General features: G+C 43.9%; 19 protein-coding genes and 1 pseudogene. 18 read left to right on the top strand and 2 right to left on the bottom strand.

Annotation, left to right across the window (positions count from 1 at the left end):
• Positions 1 to 2 precede the first annotated feature (2 nt).
• The 4 genes from B9N86_RS16930 to B9N86_RS16915 all read left to right on the top strand — a co-directional run bounded on the left by B9N86_RS16930 (position 3) and on the right by B9N86_RS16915 (position 4,750).
• Positions 3 to 1,346 (top strand): alpha/beta hydrolase, encoded by a 1,344-nt coding sequence (locus B9N86_RS16930; RefSeq protein ID WP_208914333.1) that lies wholly within the window; start codon positions 3 to 5, stop codon positions 1,344 to 1,346.
• The gene (locus B9N86_RS16925; protein WP_342193879.1) at positions 1,346 to 2,695 is read left to right on the top strand and encodes an alpha/beta hydrolase; all 1,350 of its coding nucleotides are present in this window, start codon (positions 1,346 to 1,348) and stop codon (positions 2,693 to 2,695) included. Before B9N86_RS16930 ends, B9N86_RS16925 begins: the two co-directional genes overlap by 1 nt.
• Positions 2,692 to 3,381 (top strand): stalk domain-containing protein, encoded by a 690-nt coding sequence (locus tag B9N86_RS16920; RefSeq protein ID WP_208914331.1) that lies wholly within the window; start codon positions 2,692 to 2,694, stop codon positions 3,379 to 3,381. Before B9N86_RS16925 ends, B9N86_RS16920 begins: the two co-directional genes overlap by 4 nt.
• A gap of 220 nt (positions 3,382 to 3,601) precedes the next feature.
• Positions 3,602 to 4,750 (top strand): DUF3626 domain-containing protein, encoded by a 1,149-nt coding sequence (locus B9N86_RS16915; RefSeq protein ID WP_208914330.1) that lies wholly within the window; start codon positions 3,602 to 3,604, stop codon positions 4,748 to 4,750.
• 95 nt (positions 4,751 to 4,845) lie between these two features.
• Here B9N86_RS16915 and B9N86_RS16910 read toward each other — a convergent pair whose 3' ends face one another.
• The gene (locus tag B9N86_RS16910) at positions 4,846 to 5,697 is read right to left on the bottom strand and encodes an AraC family transcriptional regulator (RefSeq protein WP_208914329.1); all 852 of its coding nucleotides are present in this window, start codon (positions 5,695 to 5,697) and stop codon (positions 4,846 to 4,848) included.
• 38 nt (positions 5,698 to 5,735) lie between these two features.
• On the bottom strand, positions 5,736 to 6,233 hold the full coding sequence (locus B9N86_RS16905; RefSeq protein ID WP_208914328.1) for a GyrI-like domain-containing protein: 498 nt from the start codon (positions 6,231 to 6,233) through the stop codon (positions 5,736 to 5,738).
• A 142-nt stretch (positions 6,234 to 6,375) separates the two neighbouring features.
• Between B9N86_RS16905 and B9N86_RS30820 the strand changes: the two genes are divergently transcribed.
• The 14 genes and pseudogenes from B9N86_RS30820 to B9N86_RS16840 all read left to right on the top strand — a co-directional run bounded on the left by B9N86_RS30820 (position 6,376) and on the right by B9N86_RS16840 (position 21,362).
• A complete protein-coding gene (locus B9N86_RS30820) occupies positions 6,376 to 6,489 on the top strand; it encodes a DUF255 domain-containing protein (protein WP_342192699.1) in 114 nt (37 codons plus the stop codon).
• A gap of 351 nt (positions 6,490 to 6,840) precedes the next feature.
• The gene (locus tag B9N86_RS16895; protein ID WP_208914327.1) at positions 6,841 to 10,011 is read left to right on the top strand and encodes a GNAT family N-acetyltransferase; all 3,171 of its coding nucleotides are present in this window, start codon (positions 6,841 to 6,843) and stop codon (positions 10,009 to 10,011) included.
• On the top strand, positions 9,998 to 10,873 hold the full coding sequence (locus B9N86_RS16890; protein ID WP_208914326.1) for an amidohydrolase family protein: 876 nt from the start codon (positions 9,998 to 10,000) through the stop codon (positions 10,871 to 10,873). Before B9N86_RS16895 ends, B9N86_RS16890 begins: the two co-directional genes overlap by 14 nt.
• A 272-nt stretch (positions 10,874 to 11,145) precedes the next feature.
• Positions 11,146 to 11,730: a helix-turn-helix domain-containing protein gene (locus tag B9N86_RS16885; protein ID WP_208914325.1), complete on the top strand. Its 585-nt coding sequence runs from the start codon at positions 11,146 to 11,148 to the stop codon at positions 11,728 to 11,730.
• A 71-nt stretch (positions 11,731 to 11,801) separates the two neighbouring features.
• The gene (locus B9N86_RS16880; RefSeq protein ID WP_244562734.1) at positions 11,802 to 12,521 is read left to right on the top strand and encodes a hypothetical protein; all 720 of its coding nucleotides are present in this window, start codon (positions 11,802 to 11,804) and stop codon (positions 12,519 to 12,521) included.
• Between the two features lie 15 nt (positions 12,522 to 12,536).
• Positions 12,537 to 14,222, top strand: a complete 1,686-nt coding sequence (locus tag B9N86_RS16875) for a vWA domain-containing protein (protein ID WP_208914324.1) — start codon at positions 12,537 to 12,539, stop codon at positions 14,220 to 14,222.
• Between the two features lie 23 nt (positions 14,223 to 14,245).
• Positions 14,246 to 15,385 carry a toxic anion resistance protein gene (locus tag B9N86_RS16870; protein ID WP_208914323.1) on the top strand — a complete coding sequence of 380 codons (1,140 nt, stop codon included), beginning with the start codon at positions 14,246 to 14,248 and terminating at the stop codon, positions 15,383 to 15,385.
• Between the two features lie 20 nt (positions 15,386 to 15,405).
• Positions 15,406 to 15,562 (top strand): annotated as a pseudogene (locus B9N86_RS31015) (DUF255 domain-containing protein); the annotation flags it as partial.
• 129 nt (positions 15,563 to 15,691) lie between these two features.
• A complete protein-coding gene (locus B9N86_RS30030) occupies positions 15,692 to 15,913 on the top strand; it encodes a hypothetical protein (RefSeq protein WP_210190588.1) in 222 nt (73 codons plus the stop codon).
• Between the two features lie 158 nt (positions 15,914 to 16,071).
• Entirely contained in the window at positions 16,072 to 16,878 is an 807-nt protein-coding gene (locus B9N86_RS16860) for a MerR family transcriptional regulator (RefSeq protein WP_208914322.1), read from the top strand.
• Positions 16,879 to 17,099: 221 nt separating this feature from the next.
• A complete protein-coding gene (locus tag B9N86_RS16855) occupies positions 17,100 to 19,091 on the top strand; it encodes an FAD-dependent oxidoreductase (protein ID WP_210190587.1) in 1,992 nt (663 codons plus the stop codon).
• Between the two features lie 287 nt (positions 19,092 to 19,378).
• A complete protein-coding gene (locus B9N86_RS16850; RefSeq protein WP_208914321.1) occupies positions 19,379 to 20,521 on the top strand; it encodes a 1-propanol dehydrogenase PduQ in 1,143 nt (380 codons plus the stop codon).
• A 41-nt stretch (positions 20,522 to 20,562) separates the two neighbouring features.
• Positions 20,563 to 20,919, top strand: coding sequence for a BMC domain-containing protein (locus tag B9N86_RS16845; protein WP_208914320.1), 357 nt, complete (start codon positions 20,563 to 20,565; stop codon positions 20,917 to 20,919).
• A gap of 11 nt (positions 20,920 to 20,930) precedes the next feature.
• Entirely contained in the window at positions 20,931 to 21,362 is a 432-nt protein-coding gene (locus tag B9N86_RS16840; RefSeq protein WP_208914319.1) for a EutP/PduV family microcompartment system protein, read from the top strand.
• Positions 21,363 to 21,372 lie beyond the last annotated feature (10 nt).

The following is a 21,372-nucleotide window of genomic DNA, read 5'->3' as shown; positions in this document are numbered from 1 at the left end:
TTGTGAATTTATCGCGGTTAATCGCCATCAAGAACTTTTATTCCAGTATTCTTAATAATAAGAGAGATATGTTTATTTACTTACCTGATAGTTATGAGAAGAATGAAGAAAAACGATATCCTGTTCTCTATATGCATGACGGTCAACATATGTTTTTTGAAGATCAAAAAGGCGAGTCTTGGGATATTCATACCACAGTGGATGCACTGGTTTCTCAGGGGAAAATGAAAGAAATTATCGTTGTTGCCATCTCTCATGTGGAAGACACAAGAATATCAGAATATATGCATGCCAATCCAGAGGGACACAATATTTTTAATACGACCAATCAAGGCGAACTTTATGAGGAATTCCTCACCCAGGAAGTTAAACCTTACATCGATAAAGAATATCGGACGTTACCTGATAAATATAACACGGCGTTAATGGGATCCTCCGCGGGTGGGCTCGTGTCTTACAATATAGGATTCCGCCAATCAGCTACCTTTGGTATGGTAGGTGCGCTATGCCCATTCTTTGTCAGTGTAGACCCGAGGACGATGGAAGATCGATGGTTAAGCCGTGTCTACACAGAAAAAAAGGATCTTAAAATATGGATGGATGTAGGAGATGCAGAGGGCTTTACCGTGATGGAGAAACATGTGAGATATGTGGCAGATGTGCTTATTAAAAGCGGCTACCGGCCCGGATATGACCTGATGTATTATCTTGCTGTCAATTCCGGCCACTCTCAAAAGGATTGGGCGGCTCGGGTTCATGCGCCCTTAATCTATTTTTTTGGCGAAATAGGTACGCCGGTCCGTGTTGATTTGCATGGTCCTGAAGCTGTTGGCATAGATGGACTCAAACAAACATTAAATGCGGTGGTACACTTTAATAGCGGATTTATGATGACGGATTTAGATGCAACCTATGATGTTGGTGATCCCGATATTTTGGAAGTAACAAAGGACGGAAGATTAATCCCCAAAAAAGCTGGGAACACCCTCGTCACTTATAGAAATAATAACCTGACAGCCCATTTAGAAATCGCAGTTGTGCCTCATATTTCCGATACGGTCACCGTGAATCTTTCCGTTAAAGTGCCGGCATTTACGCCAGATACAGATATGTTATATGCCGGTATTGAGTTACCGAAGATCCAAGAAGGACTATATGGCGGCACGTTTGAGGTGCCAAGAGGCATTTCATTTGAATTCCGTATTTCTCGTGGATTAGGCATGCATGAAACAGACATTCAAGGCAGGGAAATTCCATATCGAAAGTTTACAACGGATGATGGATTAATACTGAATTACGAAGTAGATCAATGGGTAGATCTAATACCCGAGAATTGTAAAAGGTGATGAAAATGACATACAAGTCTAGTATTTTGAGGGTTGAGAGCTTTTACTCGACACATTTGGATAATGAGCGAGATATTTTTGTCTATCTTCCTCCTAGTTATGCGTACGACAAGACGAAGCGATACCCCGTATTATACATGCATGACGGGCAAAATATATTCCATCCCGCCTTTAATGGGTATTCATGGCATGTAGATCAAACTGTCGATCGATTGATTCATGAGCATAAAATGGAAGAAATTATCGTTGTAGGTATTCCTAACATGGGATTAGAGAGAGCCAACGAATATACTCATGACTTAGAAGGGGTGCTGTATCCACTCGATAAAGTTTCGATTCACCCCAAAGGTCATCTATATGAAAAGTTTATCATTGAAGAAGTGAAGTCTTACGTGGATTCGGTTTTTCGAACGAAATCAGATCCTGAACACACAGCGTTGATGGGTTCATCCAGAGGCGGGCAAGTTACCTATCATATCGGTTTTCGTAATCCAGATATATTCGGTAAACTAGCTATCGTTTCCCCTTATTTTTATTGTGTAGATCCTATTCCATTCGAAGAAATCAGGCTTTATCATACTTTTATATCGAAGCAACCCCTATCCCAAATATGGATTGATTTAGGGAGCACGGAAGGTACTTTAGTCATGGAGAAGCATACCCGTGCAGTGACTGAGGAACTCGTAGATTTAGGGTACGAAGCCGACACCCAATTGATCTATTTCAATGATCCTGGAGCTGCTCATGTGGAGAAAGATTGGGCATCAAGATTATCATCTCCACTCATTCATTTTTTTGGAAGGAAAGGCGAAGCACGCTCATTAACGTTAATCGGTTGTGAAGAGGTTGGTATTGTAGGTCCTACAAGCCGACTGAACGCGATTCTAGAATTTGGGGATGACTTTAAAATGTCCTTATTACGAGCGGCTTATCATGTGCAAGATCAAGAAATCGCGGAAGTATTAGCGAACGGAACCATCGTGCCTAAGAAAACAGGGGTCACCTCGGTAACCGTTAAATACAAGGACTTGGAAGCTACTACAGAGATTCGTGTTGTTGATGAGAAAAAAGAGTGTGTGACCTTGGACATGGTTGTTCATGTTCCGCCAAATACACCCGTCGATATGAAACTGTATGCTTGGTTTCCTCTGATTCATGATCCGAGCAAGGGTACGTACTACAATCAACTGCAAGTGCCTTTACATGCTGAATTTATCTACCAAATCAGTAGACAGGATGGAATCGTTGAGGTGGATTCAAGCGGCGAACCCGTTCAACATAAATATACAGCTTTAGAGGACACCACGATTGAAATTAACTTCGAACATTGGATGAGGAATGAAGCATGAAAAAATTAGGTATAGGATTTATTTGCGGTGCTATTTTCTTCACAGGGATTTCCGCATTTGCATCGAACTTAACAGCGGATAACAAAAACTATAAACTATTTATTAATAACAAAGAGCAAGTCTTGAGTGAAAAGCCGGTTTCAATAAATGGTAAAGTCTATCTTCCAGTTCGTGAAGTTGCAGAAGCTGTTGGATACGAGGTTGCTTTCGAAAATGGAAACATCAAATTGAACTCAAACAGGAATGATCAAAAGAAAGAGGGTTCAACTTCTAGCGACAGGAATGTGAAATTGCAGAAAATTCCTATTACCAAAAAAATGAAAGATGTTGAAGTTACTGTACATGCCATTAGGATTACAGAAAGTACGACTGACTTTGAAGTCACGATAAAAAACAATACAGACAATGAGAACATCACACTTGATTTGCCCAGAACGCTCGTAGAGGCGAACGATAATGTCGCAGGTAAACAGTCTGAAACCGTGGGAATATCTCCTGTAAATCCTGATTTTGGCAACGTTACAATTAAACCCAAGAAAGAAATACATGGTTGGGTAAGTGCTAAAGGTTTGGTGGAGAAAAATATTGATAACTTAACTTTTCAACTTTCGCTACATGGAAAAAGTAAAAAAAGAACATTTACCTTCCACATCGATTGTAAGGATATGAAGTTTCGCACGCTTTAATGAGTAAGAATCGCTATATGATCGGAACTAAGCAAGAGACATTAGACACTACCGTAATATGAGGTAGTGTCTTTGTGTATTTGAATGAAATAAAAAGTTATGCCAAAAAATACCGATAAATAGCGTATGCGTGTAATACAATGAACGGGTACGCGTTAAGTGAAGAAGTGTTTGATACAGAGAGACGAGAAAATAAGACATAGAAAGAAGCGAATAAGTAATGGAGAGGAAACGCGATGAAAATGTCTCTAATAAAAGAGAGTCTCAGCTCATTGAGGAACTGGCAGGGTCACAATTATCGGCTCTAGAATATGTTTCGAATTACGCACGAGGCCGAAAAAATGAAGCGACTCGAGCCATCCATGAAATTCTTCAAATGTCTAATATAGAACGGGAAGCATATGAAGATGCGGTTGCCAAAATAAAGTCGCATGCGAGGATTGCACTACATTTCCATCCAGACAGACTAGACCCGGCAAAGAAAAGCGTTGCAGAAGCATTGTTAGAGCAGGGAGTGTATAAGAGCCAATTTGAAACATTACTATCGAATGGCAGCGTATCAGCTTACCCTGGTGGTGAACGAGATTTGTGGGAGAAGGATCTTTTTGGAGGGGCATATCAAAAAGAAGGCACAACGAACAGCCAACGTCCCAAATATGGAGCGCTTGATTTGATGCTGCATCCAGATGGGCCAGCTCCGCGTTTTGGATCATGCTATTTCCTTTTATCTCCGAAGGTTTCTTATCGCAGTACATACACCTATTTGGATTCACATCAGAACCCAAAAGAGAAAGGTACTTACACAGCGTTTGATGACATCTTGGCAGCACTATTGAAGGAGGTTTTCAATAGGGATTTCGCTATCGGTGAAAAAAATCTGACACCACGAAAATTAATTGACCATCTTCGGGTTCATCTCACAAAGCCATTCGCTGATCTTTCAAGCAGTGAGGCCAATCGTAATCTCAATCACTATATTGAAGCCCAAGTTCATGGGGACATTCGTCTGAAGGAAGATGTGGAAATCCTAGTAGCCGATCCTTCATTCAAGGGTACTTCTATAGGGCGAATCTTGGAGCAAATATGTTTACAGTATTCCATCCAACTCTATTGGCATATGGGGTTCGCGATGCAGGTCGACGAAGTTCCAGTAGATTTTCGAGGTCCATCGATGCCTTCCTTGGCGAAACGCATTTCACACAACGGTTATATAGATGTAAGCATGATTGGGTCTGCCGCAATGAACTTGAAGCACGACCCGTATGCTTGGAGTGACCGAGGAACCGATAAAGAAGTACTTCAGGAATTAAAACTCTTATGGCATGTCTTGGTGAGGTATGGAAAACCGCTCCGAAATTTTAAATTGTGAGATGAGTTGGTACGCGTGGAGTAAGCGTTAGAGTAAGAAAGAAAATAGGCCGATTTCAGTTCGACCTGCCATTGATGGGATGTTCGCGTGAATCATTACTTAACTGGAATATATATATCGAATTCAGAATCGGATCCGCTTGCCCTGTAATCGTAATATTCCATCGTATCAAGCTCAGCTAATTCATGTCCCGATTCAGGCAGCCATACTCCATAAATATAGTTATATGTTTTTTTTAAATCATTCAAAGAACCTCTATGAGTAAAGACAGCATACTTTGAGCACTGTACTGTTTTGATGGTCATACCGTTAGGGATATTGTTAAAATCATATACTTCGATGCAAGCGGTGTAAGTAAAATCACTTTCATCGGTAATATCGGGCATATATTCGCATAGCCCTATCCATGCATCTGTTGATGAAGGACACTCGATTTCTGACCTTCTTACATGAAATGCAGCCCACAAGGTCCCTATCGAATCAGACCCAGGATTAACGATTTGCTTTAGTCCAACGACATGAAATGTTTTATTAAGAATAATGCGAGGCACAAAAAAAGATACTGAGTTCAATTTCATTTGAGCTTTTTTTTCCACATTCACCTTTTCATATAGTACGATTTTCTCTTTTTGTCTTCGATATCTCCCGGGCGTAATGCCGAATTGTTTGGAAAAAGCGCGGGTGAATACTTCTTGCGATTCAAAGCCATAATCAATGGCAAGCTCAATGATTCGTATATCGGATGTGAGCAGTTCAATAGCTGTTTGGCTCAACCTTCTTTTACGAATATATTCTTTCACCGGATCTCCCACCATGGCTTGAAAGATTCGATAGAAATGCGTAACAGAAAAAAAAGCCTGCTCTGCAATGGAACAGGTACTTAGATTATCCTTCAAATGCTGTTCAATGTAATCGATTGATTTTTGTATTTTATCGTAATAATTCATGAAATCATCCTTAGGATTGTGCCTTACCTATACTCATACTACTTTTTTTCTTTAATAGGAAGCCAAAATTCACACGAAAAGCCTTTCTCTGATTTTTTACTGGGAGGATAAGCCTCAATTTCCGGTACATTAGCATGAATGTATGGTGAATTCGGCAGCCATTCATTAAATGCATACAACTCAGCCTCAATTAAGGCGTTGGGGATTTCTCCGTAGTTTTGAAATATCGCCCACTCTGAAGCGGGCACAGTATATTCCTCCAAATCAAATCCCTCCGGACAACAGTCACACTCAGTCGCGACATAAAAATGGAAGTCCCTTTTGCTTGGATCATTTTCTACGCATGAAACTCCAATTGCATTACTTTTTGTAACGGTATCCGGACTGTTTTTGCGAATACTCTCAAACACTTCAAGCAAACCTTCATTTTTGCACTTTTCCCAAAATTGTCCAAAAGACTCATTATCTTGTCCTACCCAGGTTTTACGACCGACAATCTTGAAAGCAGTTTTTTTTTCAATTCTTACTTCTACCATATTTTCATCTCCTATATAGTTAATAATAACAACAAGATTATAAACTACACGAACCACTCACTTTTGATGTTTTTTACCAGAATAAAAAGCCTTTTCGGGTTGTGAAAAACGAATCATATACCCAATAGATTAATCGCCGTATTTGCTTCAGTACGTTTACAATCCAGTCAACTGGTACGCGTGGAGTGAGGAAGCGTTTGATACAGCGAGACGAGAAAATAAGTCTATTTTCTATCTGTTGGGTATAGTTGAATGATACACACATACTTGTCATTGATAGGATGTTCACGGGAATCATTTTTTAGAAGCTTCTGCGGCTTTGTACTCGCGGGAGTTTTTTGTTGAGGAGAAAGTGTTTTAGTTCTCTTCATATTCTTCCATTAATAGTATAATTAGGACTCATAGGACAGTTATCAATAAAAGTGTATTCGTGTTCAATCGTATTCTATCATTTCAAGAATCGTTGTGAAAGTTACGTAAGCGAAAGCACTGAATTAAAGATTAGTTGTTTGATGTGAAGCCGATCGCTTCGATTTAAGCGTAGAGATGCCATCCAGAATAACTTACGAATACATACTCATATTTTAAAAAGTAGGGAGATGATTTCATGACAGAAAATACCACTGCGGCACAAATCCGCATTATCGAATACGATCCTTCCTACGCTAGAGCGGTCGCTGAGATGTGGAACCGCAGCAACGAAAGCTGGGGAGGAGGCACCAATCAAAGAACAGAGGATAGTGTGCGCAGAGAGATGGAGATTTCGTCCAATCTTAATGTGTTTCTCGCCGTCGATGGCAAGGAGGTTGTCGGCTTATGTAGTTTCGCTCACTACCGCCAAGACGAAGGGGCCTTGTATGTGCCGCTATTGAATGTGCGACCCGATTATCACGGTAACAAGGTCGGCCGCAATCTGATTTTGAACGCCGTCCGAAAGACAGTCGAAGCGGGTTGGCCGCGTCTTGATCTGTTTACCTGGGCAGGCAACACCAAGGCTGTGCCGATGTATAAGAAATGCGGGTTCTTCTGGGAAAAAAATGAAGATTACGTCCATCTGATGAACTTCATTCCAACCGTTCTACAAACGGAAGCGCTTGCTCCTTATTTCGAGGAGCTGGATTGGTACGCGGATAGCACCCGCGAACTCCCCATCCAGCCGGATGGACGTCGGGAGCGTGGCTTTGATTTCTTTGATTACACTTGGCAAAAAGGAGAACTCTCCTTGCGGGCAGAATTCGAGAAGACCGGTCGCGGGCTGACCGCTCTTGACACACCCGACTATGAAATCTCGACTGAGATCGAAGACCACGATCTTGTGTTTGGCTCGGCCTATAAGATTTGCTATCACATCAAGAATCGATCTGCTACCGAGCTGGCGATTGAGATCAAGGGCCAGAACGACAAGAATATTCGTTTTGCCTTGGCCGCTGTGCCAACGCTTGCTCCGGGAGAAACGATCACCGTGGAGGGTGAGTTTGAGCTTGATCCTGTTCGGGAGGAACAGAACGATAAGAAGACCCATCCCGTTGTTATGAGCAAATGGATCATCGGAGGCAAGCGGGCTGAGTTCCGTATTGGCGTCGCTCCTAAATTTCCGGTCAAGATGAAGATAGCGCTACCAACCCGGGAGCTGTATCCGGGCTTTCCGGCCGAACTATATTTGAATGTGGAGAATAATTTTGCCTCGGAAGCGGAGTTCGCTTTTGACTTGCCGGAGGATGAATTCCTGGAATGGGCAGATCGTGCGGTACGCTTTACGGTTCCGGCTAAGAGCAAAGCCTCTGTACCGGTATCCTTTACCCTGCGGTCCTACGGGCTCTACTCACGAGATGTTGAGGTGACGGCTATTCCAGCGGGAGAGAACGCCGTCTCCTTCACAAGTAAACTATCTGTTCTAATGAAGGGAAGATATGGCCGTTTTGGTGGAGAGGATGGGGATCAGTGGGTAGCTGTGAATGGCGCATTCTCTCTCCATTTCAACAAGATCGACAATGGAATGTGGATCGAATATCCCGGCTCCAGCCACAACTTCTGGTGGACCTTTCCGAAGCTAGGCAAGCCCTTCGCGGAAGAATTCTCAAAGAAGCGTGCCAAAGAAATAAAGATCTATTCGGAAGGGGAGAGCCAGATTCTCGAAGCCCTCTACGAGTCGGAAGAATTCCCGGGCGTAGAGATAAAATCGGTAACCAAGCTGTTCGCAAACGGAATTGCTGAGTTTCATCATGAGATCTGCAATACCACCAACAAAGCGCTGGAAGAGACCATGTATGTGTTGACGAATTTCGGTTTCTTCGGCAAACGGCTCATCCTGCCATACCAGGGCCATTACGTGGACATGGGCGACGCTTACGCTGGCGATCCGAGTCATTGGGACAGCTCCCAGATCACGGAGAACTGGCTGTTCTGCAAGGAAGAGAACGTCACATGCGGAATTTGCTGGGACCCTTCTCTGAAGCTGCTTCGCCCGGAATATCCGCTTGGGCTGGAGCATAATCTTGGCCGAATTCCGGCCGGAGATGTCGTGCGGACGAAGGTGACTGTGTTTGCTCTGAATACCTTCGCCAATTGGTCGGATTTCCGTTCCTTCGCCCAGAAACAGCGGAATCCGGTCGTACCGGTGCTGGACGATCATTTTGAATTAACGCTCGGCGGCGGAAATCCGTTTGCGGCGGGGGCGCTTCATGCAGAACTAATCGAAAGAAAGATGATTCCGCTTGCTGGGAGCCTAGAACTGTATGTGCAAAACGATGGCGGAGCGGAGCGGATAGCGGCTGATATCGAGTTGCAAAGGGAGCAGGATTTACGCTCCGCGGGCTTTGAGCTCTCTCCTGAGGAAATGGAATTGACGGGATATAGCGAATTCGGTAGGAAGATCCGGGTCGTCTATCGCGGAGAGGATCGCGTTCAGGAGCGGTCGGGTGTCTGGTTCCCTCAGACGGAAACAACCGTCGTTTGCGCGATGGAAGAAGGCCTGGCTGGTTCCATCTACACGGTAAGCAACGGAGTTCTCTCAATAGCGGCTACCCCTGAGTTCGGGAGCATCGTGCATTCCCTGAAGCACAAAGGAGAAGAATGGCTCGACAGCTCCTATCCGGAAGCGGTCCCGCGTTCCTGGTGGAATCCTTGGCACGGTGGGCTCGGCGTGGGAATTCCCGGTCTGGGTGGATTCAGTCGGCAGCAGGAGCCGAGAACTATGGCTTGGGCGGAGCGGATTGATGTTCACGGCAACGTATGGAAGGGACTACGGATAACCACTTCCATCGAGAAGCAGGAAGCGAACCGGGGGATCACGATCAATCAGCATTATCTAATGCTGCCTGGTGTTCCTGTGCTTTGTGTACTGCATTCGGTGAGCAACGGAAGTGGCTTGATCCTGCCGCAGTATGCTCTATCGGAGGATAGTTACTTCAAGCCTTCGCCTATCTTTTCTGAAGGATGGATGGAACTTCCCGAGGAAGGCAAGTTCCTTCTTGGTAAGGTGGAGGCTCATCTGGAGTCCAAGGGGCTCTTACGAATCTGTGCGGATTCACGTAAGGACATGCTGCATATTGTGAATAGTTATCCCAATCAGAGGGCTTCCTCTTATGTGAACAATAAGGTGTTCACTTACGGTGTGAATCACCATCTTCCACTTCTGAATGGAGAAACCGCTTGGACACAGCCGACCTTCTTGATCTTGGGGGAGAACACGCTGAATCTAGAAGATGTACGTGGCCTTCTGAAGCTGACCTTTGCTAGTCCTACTGACGAAAAGGAGAACACTAATGCCAATTATTGATATTCACATTCATCTGTCCGACATCGACAGCTTTCATCAAACAGCGAGAGATCTTTCCAAAGTCGATTACACAGCCGCTGGCCTCAAGGCGGAGTTTGACAAGAACGACGTCGTTCTCGGCATTGGAATGGGGGTTACGGAACAAACGAAGGGAGCCTTTCCCGACTCTACTTCACCCAATCCAATGGGCCTTGACTTGGAAGACAGTGTTCCACCGTACTTAATGGAATGCGTGGGCATCAATCCGAACATGCTCACAGGGAAGCACGCCCAAGAGGAGCTGGATCGAATCGAATCGCGGCTGCAAGCTCCCGAGGTAGCGGGAATTAAGCTATATGCCGGGTACTATCATCATTACGTCCATGACAAAATCTATTCACCGATATATGAGCTGGCTGCCAAGTACCGCGTGCCCGTGGTCATTCATACCGGCGATACGTACTCGATGAATGGATTACTCAAGTATTCGCATCCTCTTACCGTGGATGAATTAGCTTACCAGCAGCGTGGCGTGAACTTTATGATCTGCCATCTGGGCGATCCCTGGGTGATGGACGCTGCCGAAGTGGTGGCCAAGAATCCGAACGTTTATGCCGATTTGTCCGGCCTCGTTGTCGGCGATCGGCCCCATTTTGAACGGTTCATGAACGAACCTCTGTTCATGGACCATTTTCGCCGGGCGCTGGTATATTCTGATCATTACGAGAAAATGCTGTTCGGAACCGATTGGCCGCTCGCGCCAATCGACCTGTATGCGGAATTCGTCCGCCGACTGGTGCCTGAGCAACACCACGATAAAGTATTTTACGAGAATGCCTTTGGGCTGTTTCCGCGTATCCAGCAGCGGATTTCGGCGCTCTAATGACCTGCACGTACTTCCATTGATGGGATATTCATGGAAACTATTTAGAAACTTCTGCGATTGGATGCAGAAGTTTTTTTGTTTGGCAACATAGGGGGACGCTGTTTTTGTCATAATTGAATTTGTGAAATTGTGTGGAATCCACCGTCTATTCCTTATTTTGTTCATACCCATGGGACATGGTATTAAATATTTTAATTGTCACGATTTCGTGACAATGGTATTATCTCCATAATGGAATACCATTACTTGGAACATAGATGGAGGAATTTATGGAGCATCTATTGTGTTTTCAGGTCATTTTATCGAATGGGGAAAGACTGTGGCCTGCATCTATTTTTCCTGACCGGGACGAGATCATGCCGTTAGAGGATTTACAAATGGTTCGTGAACTCCTGGAACGAGATGGAAAAGTAATCATTTCTGTTATTTCTTACGATGTTCAAGGGGAAAGGTTGCAAGACCATAGACAGGTATTTGCGAAAGATGAGCTCTCTATGATTCAAGGTCCCATTCCATCTTTTCCTCCGTATGGCATCAGCGTTAATGAAGTATTCGGTTTATCCGAAGCGGCTCGACTGTGGGGAATCGAAGGCGGGGGAGCGACCATTCGTAAAGCTCTAGAGCGCGGTGAGTTTAGTCCAAGTGAGATTCGTAAATCGGATGGGATATTGCTTGTTACTTTTTCTGGAATGCAACGTAGATATAATGCAGTGATGAAAAACCAGTGGATGGAGATACATACTTATTTCGTTCAAGAAGAAGCAATCCTAGAAGAACCTGAGAACCTTCATAGATCACATAACAACTCATTATCGACCATTGCACGACGCCATCGCAAGGCATCTGAAATCTAAATATACCCTCGTTCATTGCTAACTTGTCCTGTAATATTTGCAGAGGAGGATTAATGTTGTCTAGTACAAATATGATCAAACTAATAGGTCTAATGCTTATCGTAGCTGTAGTTAATATCCTCGTACTCTCACCTGGGTTCATAGGCGTACGGATCGGAACAAGCGCCCTCTCAACAGCAACGGGTGTTACATTACTATTTGCCAGCGCATGGGTACTCGTATACGGAATCTATCATTTACTGTTCAAGAAACCCGTCATGATTCCTGTAAAAGAAATCAAAACGTACGAAGAATATGTCGAAAATCTATCTCAATATCGACATGTAAAAGGAATCGAAAGTGATATAAGTTTGGCCTTAGAACAAATGGAGCGAATGCAGAAGAGGAAAAGTACCCTGATCCATGTTCTGAAGCAGCGATTTGAAGAAACAGAGATGAGTTTTAAGAAGTTTGCGTCCGTATCCCAAGAAGTTGAGAATCTATTCTACCTGAACATTAGGAATATATTGAACATTCTTCTTGTCTTTGACGAATCCGAATTCAATAAAATTATTAATCGCAAGTCATCCGGTTTTTCCACAGAACTTCTCCAGAAAAAAGCAAACGTATATCATGATTACCTCTCATCCATGAAAAGCTCACTTTCCAATAATGAGGAAATTCTATTAAAGCTCGATCGACTTCTATTAGAGATATCCAGCTTGGACAATATTGAACCCGGAGACATTGAACAACTGTCTTGCATGCAGGAGTTAGACGCATTAATCAAGCAAACAAAATACTATAAATAGTGTGAGGTGCAGCGAATGACTGGAAAGAAAAAATTTCTAGTATCAGTCTTAATGGTAGTTGTCGTATTTATCCTTGTCTATCTTGGAGTGAACTTTACCTCGAACCTGGGGAAAACGAAATCGCAGGTTACTTCTGAAGACGCAGGGAAGCAGCTTAACAAGCTTTACTCCAATATTTCCGTGACGACCGAAACACCTGTGAAAGGTCAAATCGATATTAATCCAGCTGATGTTGGAGAGACACTGCCGGATATTTCGAAGTTCCCTATCACAGTGAATAACACGACCAAAAATTTTGTGGAGATATTCTCTTCACCCGAGAAGTCCGGAACTGGAATGGATGGATGGCTAGCGGATGTTGCAACAGAGTTTAATAACGCGAAGATCCAAGTGAACGGGAAGCCTGCATCTGTCAAGATTCGTAATATTGCCTCCGGTACGGCTGTTGACTATATTAAATCCGGCAAATATATACCTGATGCGTATACCCCTTCGAATGAGTTATGGGGCGAAATGGTTAAGGCTAGCGGGGTTAAAACACAACTTATATCCGAGCGGCTCGTAGGAAACGTTCCTGGTATTGTTATTTCAAAAGCGAAACATGATGCTCTTCTAGCATCTTATGGATCTGTGAATGTCAAAACAGTTACGGAAGCGATCGCAAATAATGAGTTCAGCATGGGCTATACAGATCCTTTTGCAAGCTCAACAGGCTTAAACTTTCTTGTAACAGCGCTCAATACGTATGACAGTTCGAATATCCTTAGTGATAAAGCCGTCCAAGGATTTGAGAAATTCCAAGAAAATGTTCCTTTTCTTGCTTCGACAACCATTCAAATGCGCGACGCTGCGAAATCGGGTATGCTGGATGGCTTTGTGCTGGAATATCAAACCTATCTCAACACAGATGATTTAAAAAGCGGGTACGTATTTACACCCTTTGGTATAAGACACGACAGTCCATTGTACGCGCTTGGTGATCTCTCGAAGGACAAATTAGATGTGATTAAGAAATTTGCTGAATTTGTGACGCAAGATAAATATCAAAAAATGGCTCAAGAAAAAGGATTTAATGAGCTAAACGATTATAAATCAGAACTCGCTGTCATAGAAGGTGGCCTCATTTCATCCGCACAAAAAATATGGAAAGAAAAGAAAAATGGAAGTAAACCGATTGCAGCTGTTTTTGTAACAGATGTATCAGGCAGTATGGCCGGTGAACCCATTAATCGATTAAAGGAATCGCTTCTAAAAGGACAAAAATATTTGGGGAAAGACAATAGCATCGGTCTTGTTTCTTACTCCAATGATGTAACCATTAATTTGCCGATTCAAAAGTACGACACGACGCAGCAATCCATGTTCGTTGGTGCGGTGAATAGCCTACAAGCGGACGGAGGTACGGCTACATTTGATGGAATTATTGTTGCATTAAAAATGCTTGAAGATGAGAAAGCCGTCAATCCATCAATGAAGCCGATGATATTCGTGCTAAGTGATGGCGAGACCAATCGAGGACACTCCCTCAAAGATATCAAGGATCTCGTTGCAACCTACAAAGTTCCGATATACACCATCGGCTATAATGCAGATATTCAAGCGTTGCAGAACATCTCGAGTATTAATGAAGCAGCAAGTATTAATGCAGATACAGATGATGTTGTCTATAAAATTGCGAACCTGTTTAACGTTCAAATGTAACTCTAATCTAAAGGAGGATCCCTATGTCATTTTCGATGGAAGTTGTGAGTCCGGAAGAAATTCAAGCAGCTATTGAGCAAGAGGTTAAACCCGTTCCCGAAGAGGTGGCTAAACTTCAAGCGTTAGCTGAATCCAATGTCGCCTCAATCATGAATCTAGATCTAGATTCGCTGGAGAAGCGGAAAGAAATCCTGCAATCGATTGACAGTTTCGGCATGAATACCATGAGAACTTCCTCAGGTAAAAACAATTTACTGCAGGTTTCAGTAGGTAACCTTTCCAAAACCGGAGATGAGGGCGGTCAAGTAGCGAAGGGCTTAACTGAATTGCATATACAATTAAAGGATCTGGACCCAAGCGTCATCGATTTTACGAAAACAGGATTCTTAGGTAAATTATTCAATCCATTGCGCGCTTATTTCTTGAAATATCAGAAAGCTGACGCGATGATTGCGGATATCGTTGTCTCCCTAGATAAAGGGAAAACAACCCTGAAGAATGACAATACGACGCTCGAGATTGAACAACAAGCGCTACGCGATTTGACCAAAAAGCTACAAAAGGAAATCGAGCTTGGTACATTGATGGACACATCCATTGAATCGCAGATCGAAGCTGCCAAGGCTCGCAATGAAGATCCAGACAAAATTCGCTTCATTACCGAAGAGGTCCTATTCCCACTTCGTCAACGGGTGATGGATATGCAGCAAATGATGGTCGTCAACCAACAGGGAATTATGGCGATTGAAGTGGTCTCTCGCAACAACAAAGAATTGATTCGAGGCGTGGACAGAGCTAAAAACGTGACAATCTCAGCCTTGAAAATTTCTGTAACGGTAGCTAGTGCCCTGTACAATCAAAAGATCGTATTGAAAAAAATTGAACTTTTAAACCAAACGACGAATGAGTTCATCTCTGGAACTTCCAGGATGTTGAAAGATCAAGGAATTCAAATTCATAAGCAATCTCTCCAAGCCAACATCTCCGTAGAGACCTTAAAACAAGCGTTTACCGATGTATTATCCGCACTAGATTCAATCAGCACCTACAAACAGGAAGCACTTCCTAAGATGCGAGAAACGATCGACCAGTTCCGGGAATTAGCGGACAATGGTGAGCAGCAAATCCAACGTTTAGAAAAGGGACAGAAACTGGGTTTGTGATATCTATTTATAACACCTTATTGAACGAACAAAAGACTGCCTACTGGCAGTCTTTTGTTCGTTCCCCCTTGCTGCAACATGCATACAATCAGGTTAAATAGTTATTCTTGGTATGGTGAGTCTTTTGAGATAGCCAAGCGCGAGAACAAGCCCATCTTATTATCTGTTGGGTATAGCTAACTTTGGTAAACACACGTACCTGTCATTGATGACGAGTATCCCTGCAAGATGTCCAGAGATGAGTGGATATTCCAATCAATTATGACCCGGAGTTAAAAGCTTTAAACAAATGGACAAACCGGCGTCATGTATGACAAGAATGGTTTGCCCATTAGGGACAGTGACGGGTATATGCTTGAGAAAGGGATGCGGGTAACTACGTTTGTCGACCCGCAGGGCCAGGCTTTGTTTCCCGGGGTACCGGCGGAGATTACGAGTGGCATGATAACGAGCGAGGCAGTTTTTGTCAGATACGGATCAACATATTGCTGCTCTAAAATATGCCTAGCAGCAGTATATGCAGCTTGAAGCTGCCTTGAAAAATGGTACTCGAGCCGGGACTTTATAAACAGTACATGGAAGAGGTTAAATGCAATAATGTGAATTGTTTCACGACATCGTTCTTTGGTTTCCCCTAAGATATAAATAACTATACTTAGGGTGTTTTTTGATTAGGGGGGGCTGGTATGAGATATTCCATCGGAGAGTTTGCAACCATTACCGGTGTTTCGACGGATACTTTGCGGCTGTATGAGAAGCAGGATATTATAAGGCCGCTTAAGGATCATAGCAACAATTACAGGTATTATAATGATCTGGATGTTCGCAGCTTGCTGATGAGCAGATGGTACCGGAGCATGCAAATTCCATTGTGTGACGTTTCCGAACTTATCAATGGCGGGACCTCGCATCAAGTCATGGACAAAATTGAAGAGTCCAAGCTCAATCTGGAGGAACAAATCCGTAAGAGTACACTGCTCTTAAATAAAATGAACGAGATTCAGGCCGAGCTAGGCCAAATCGAGGAAAGACTGCAAAAGTGCCAGATCAAGCAGTTGCCGGGCAGATACCGGCTTAAGCAAACGAATCAGAATCGTTTATTGAAAGAGTCTTTTTTAAAAGGAGTCGTAAACGAATGGATGGAGATGCTACCGTTTACCTTCTTTTGCTTCCGGATCGAGAACTGGAATGAAACGCCGGATAACGATATGATTGAGTATAGCTGGGGAGTTACTTTGACGGAAGAAGATTTGATGAATTTGAATGTTGGGATCAGTGATGGCGTGGAATACCTTCCTCCGGTCCGCTGCCTGTCTTCGGTGATTCGCACTCCAGCGCAGGAAAACTTCTCGGTCAATTCTTTTCGGTTTATGCTGGATAAGTTGGCTGCAAGAGGGCATAAGGTTACAGGAAATATTACGGGGAAATTATTGCTGAACGAATATATTCAGGAGGATCCTGGTTCCTATCTTGAAATAAATATTCCTTTTTAGATACTTTATATTAAGTCCCTTCACCCAGCTTGCGAATGATGCTGCATGATAGCTAGCGAATCATTAATCTCAAGGTACGCCGGATTTTTTTGGCTGACTTTGAGATTTTTTTCACATAATCTTCATTGACCTTGGTGTTACACCAATGTTTACGATTGGGGTGTAGCTTTGAGCAATGAGAGAAGAGGGGCTGCGATAAACAATCACAGGGAGGACAATAAGTGCGAAACAAATCCGTAGTTAAATTCACAATGATTTCTTTATGCCTGGTCTTGATTTTGACGATGCTGGGCGGCTGTAGCGGGAATTCGAATTCGAACAAGTCGCAATCAGAAGGTGCGGTTAATAGCAATTCTGAACAGTCTTCTTCAAATGGGAAGGATACGGCAACGAAGATGTCCTTTACTCCTGGGACCTATACGGCAGAGTCCAAGGGTAAAGAAGGAAATATTAAGGTTGAAGTTACATTTACTGAAGATGAGCTTACCGATATTAAAGTAGTAAGCCAAGGAGAAACCGCAGGGATTGGCGATACTGCGATCGATACCTTGAAGGAACAAATCATTTACGGCCAAACGTTGGCAGTAGATGCCGTATCCGGTGCTTCCGAGACGAGTGCAGGATTGTTAGCCGTTGTCGAAGATGCCGTTAAACAAGCAGGTGGAGACGTTGAAGCCTTCAAGTCGAATGCCGTGAAAAAAGCTGGCGAAGGCAAAACGGAGCAGCTCTCTGCAGACGTAGTAGTCGTAGGCGCAGGGGCGTCCGGTGTATCTGCAGCCGTATCGGCAGCAGACAAGGGCGCAAAGGTCATTATCGTTGAGAAAACGGCAACCATCGGTGGTGCGAGCAACCTGTCCTGGGCAGGTAAATTCTACAATTCTTCCGCATCTATCAATGAGGGGCTGAAGATTAATGTCGAGAAGGAAATAGCTGATTGGATATATAACAACCACTGGCGTGTTGACTCAGCTGCGATCCGTCAATATGTGACGAAATCAGGCGACACTTATGATTGGTTGGCAGAAAAAGGCTACCAAACAACGTTCCTGAACTTCGCTGGTGAGCCTCTGCACGTGCTTCCAGCTTATGATACTCGTCAGGAATTACTGAGAAACATGCTGGCTGAATCGGTAGAGAAGAACGGTGGTCAAGTTATTACGGAGACGACTGCCAAGAAGCTTATTACAGGATCTAATGGTGACGTAACCGGTGTTGTTGCTGAGAAGAAAGACGGAACAACTCTGGAAATCTCGGCGAAAAGCGTAGTTATGGCAACAGGCGGCTATGCGGCCAATAAAGATATGGTTAAGGAAGCTTTTGGTTTTGAAGGAATCAACGGTGGTTTGGGACAAAATATCGGCGAAGGTCTGAAAATGGCTTGGGAAGCCGGAGCTAAGGTTCCAGACAACTTCGGTGGTCAAATGCTGCACCAAACGCTTGCAAGAGCGACTGATAAGCTGAAAGAGAATTATTCTTCCTTTGAAGCTAGCTACCCGCTGATGCTTAGCTATTTGCCGAACTTCATGAACGTAGGTCCGTCCGGTGCGAGATTCCGTGATGAAGCAACTACGTTGGAAGCGGTAGCGGCAGCGAACACAAGTGCATTTAATGGAGCTTATCATATGGTCATCGTATCTCAATCGCAAATCGATACTTTGACTGCTCAAGGCATGAGCGGCGTAAAAGCACCGAAGCTCCCAGGCATGCCGCCAGAATTCTATGCAGACTTCCAGGACCAATTCAAGCTGGATACCCCTTGGAAGGATGCGCAGCAAGTATTTGATACGATGGTTGAGAATGGTGATGGCTTTAAAGGCAATACAATCGAGGAGCTTGCTGAAAACGCCGGCATGGACGTCAAAGTCTTTAAGGATGCTTTCGATAAATACCAGGAAGCCATCACGACAGGTGTAGATACCGAATTCGGCAAATCGAAGGAATATTTGCAATCAATGGGTGAGGGCGGTCCATACTACGCTATCATCGCTGAGATCAATAACCTTGGTTCGGTAGGCGGTCTGCTCGTTAATACCAGCTTCCAAGTGTTAAATGATGACCGTGTTCCAGTACCAGGCTTGTTCGCCGTAGGTTTGGAATCAGAAGGCGTGCTGTACAATGATACGTATGTTGGTAATGGCGTGGGTATCGGTTACTCCTTCACTTCCGGACGACTTGGCGGTGAGAGTGCGGTAGCCAAAGCGCTGGCAAAATAATAAAACCATTGCTGACTATTGAAATATTAGCATAGTACTAGAAGCGGCCCTTTCTATCTTTAATGATAAAAGGGCCGTTTTGCGGACATTCGCTGCCGTATGTATGGTGAAAATTCCGCAACTTAATATATAACGCTTCAAATTAACTTTGTATATTTGATGAGATTACACCAATAATAATGCTTGTGAAAGTAAAACAATGTGAGGGAAAATTCTTGCCTTTTATATGATAAGCAAAGAGGCTTTTAAAGGTCTCTTTTTGACAATTATTACTTGGAGGTGCCTTCATGGAGAAAATTTCTATAAAAACCGACATTTATCTAGGAGAGGGCGCGATGAATCGCCTGACGGTTTGGCAGAAAAAACGAATTTTTATCGTCACTGATCCGTTCATGATCAAGTCCGGGATGATAAACATGCTGTTTGAACGGCTGCATGAAAGCAACGAACAATACGTCTTTAGCAATATCGTGCCTGATCCTCCGCTCGAGATTGTGACAGAAGGCGTAGAGGCGCTCGGATCGTTCCAAGCTGATCTGATAATTGCGATTGGCGGAGGATCGGCAATCGATGCGGCCAAGGCGATGAAGTTTTTTGCGAAAAAAATATTGGATCAGCACGATATTCCGTTCGTGGCTATACCGACAACGAGCGGAACGGGCTCAGAAGTCACGTCTTTCTCCGTTATCAGCGACAAGAACAAGAACGTTAAATATCCGATTGTGTCCGATGAAATGCTGCCGGTAGAAGCGATACTGGATCCAGTATTAGTGAAAAGTGTGCCGGACTTCATTACCGCTGATACGGGAATGGACGTTTTGACCCACGCGATTGAAGCATATGTATCGACGAAAGCGAACGATATTTCCGATGCTTTGGCGGAGAAGGCGATAAAGCTGGTATTTGCTTATTTGCCAAGAGCCTATAAGGATGGAAACAATTTAAAGGCGCGCCAGAAAATGCATAACGCTTCATGCTTGGCGGGAATGGCGTTCAACATTACTTCGCTTGGACTAAATCACGGTATCGCGCATGTGGCCGGAGCGAAATTCAAGATTGCACATGGGCGGATGAACTCGTTGTTGCTGCCTCATGTAATTGAATTCAATGCCGATTACAAGCCGGGTTATAGCAAAGAGGGGAGTAATGAAACGGCAGCCAGATATGCTGAGATCGCCAAGATGTTGGGTCTGTCGGCTTCGAACACCAAGAGCGGCGTGCGAAGTCTTGTGCAGGCGATCAAGCATTTGCAGAAACAATTAGGAATGCCGCAAACGCTGCAAGAATGTAACGTGAAGTTGAGCGAACTGGAAGAAAGGAAAGAAGAGATTGCCGAAAGTGCTCTGAAAGATGGTTGCACGGTTACCAATCCACGTGTTCCCTCTGCTAAGGATATCGTTGGCATATTGAACAAAATGTTTCAGACCTAAAGTTCAATTCAATATAGGAAACAAAGAGATGGGATGATGGTATGAACCAACAACATAACGAAAAACAACGAGTAATTCAAGAATATGTTCCTGGGAAACAGGTAACACTAGCTCATATCATTGCGAATCCTAGCCCGGATATATACAAGAAGCTGGGACTGGGAAACGATGTGCAAGCTGCTATCGGCATTATGACTATTACGCCGAGTGAAGCATCTATCATTTCGGCCGACATAGCAACTAAAGCAGCTGGCGTGCAGATTGGCTTCGTTGATCGATTCAGCGGCTCGCTAGTTATAACAGGTGATGTATCCTCCGTAGATTCTGCCATAAATGAAGTGCTGCTTGGCTTGCAGAACATTCTCGGATTTTCAGCTGCGAAGATAACGAGAACATAGGAGACGGTGTTATGAGGAAAATTATTTTTGCTGGAAGCACCGGATCAGGCAAGACGACATTGTGTCAGCGACTGCATGGTCAGGAGATGGCCTATAAGAAAACGCAAGCCATCGAAAATTTTGAACAAGCTATCGATACGCCGGGAGAATGTATAGAGAACAGGTATTTATATAAAATGCTTCTTGTTTCTAGCGTTGATGCCGATGTGATCGGACTTGTACAAGACTGCACCAAGGAAGAAAGCTATTTCCCGCCAGGCTTTGCAACGATGTTCGCTAAACCAGTCATCGGAATTGTGAGCAAGGTGGAGCTAGCTCAGACAGATGAGGATATCGCGAAAGCGCGTGATTATCTACAAGCGGCAGGAGTGGAACGGATTTTCGAGGTTTCGTCCATGGAAAATGTAGGCATGGAAGAACTGCAAGCTTATTTGAAAACGTAAGAAGCTCCTC

This window comes from Paenibacillus uliginis N3/975, assembly GCF_900177425.1.
Lineage (GTDB): Bacteria > Bacillota > Bacilli > Paenibacillales > Paenibacillaceae > Paenibacillus_AQ > Paenibacillus_AQ uliginis.
Note: the sequence above shows the minus strand (reverse complement) of the source record. Positions and strands in the feature narration are given on the sequence as shown.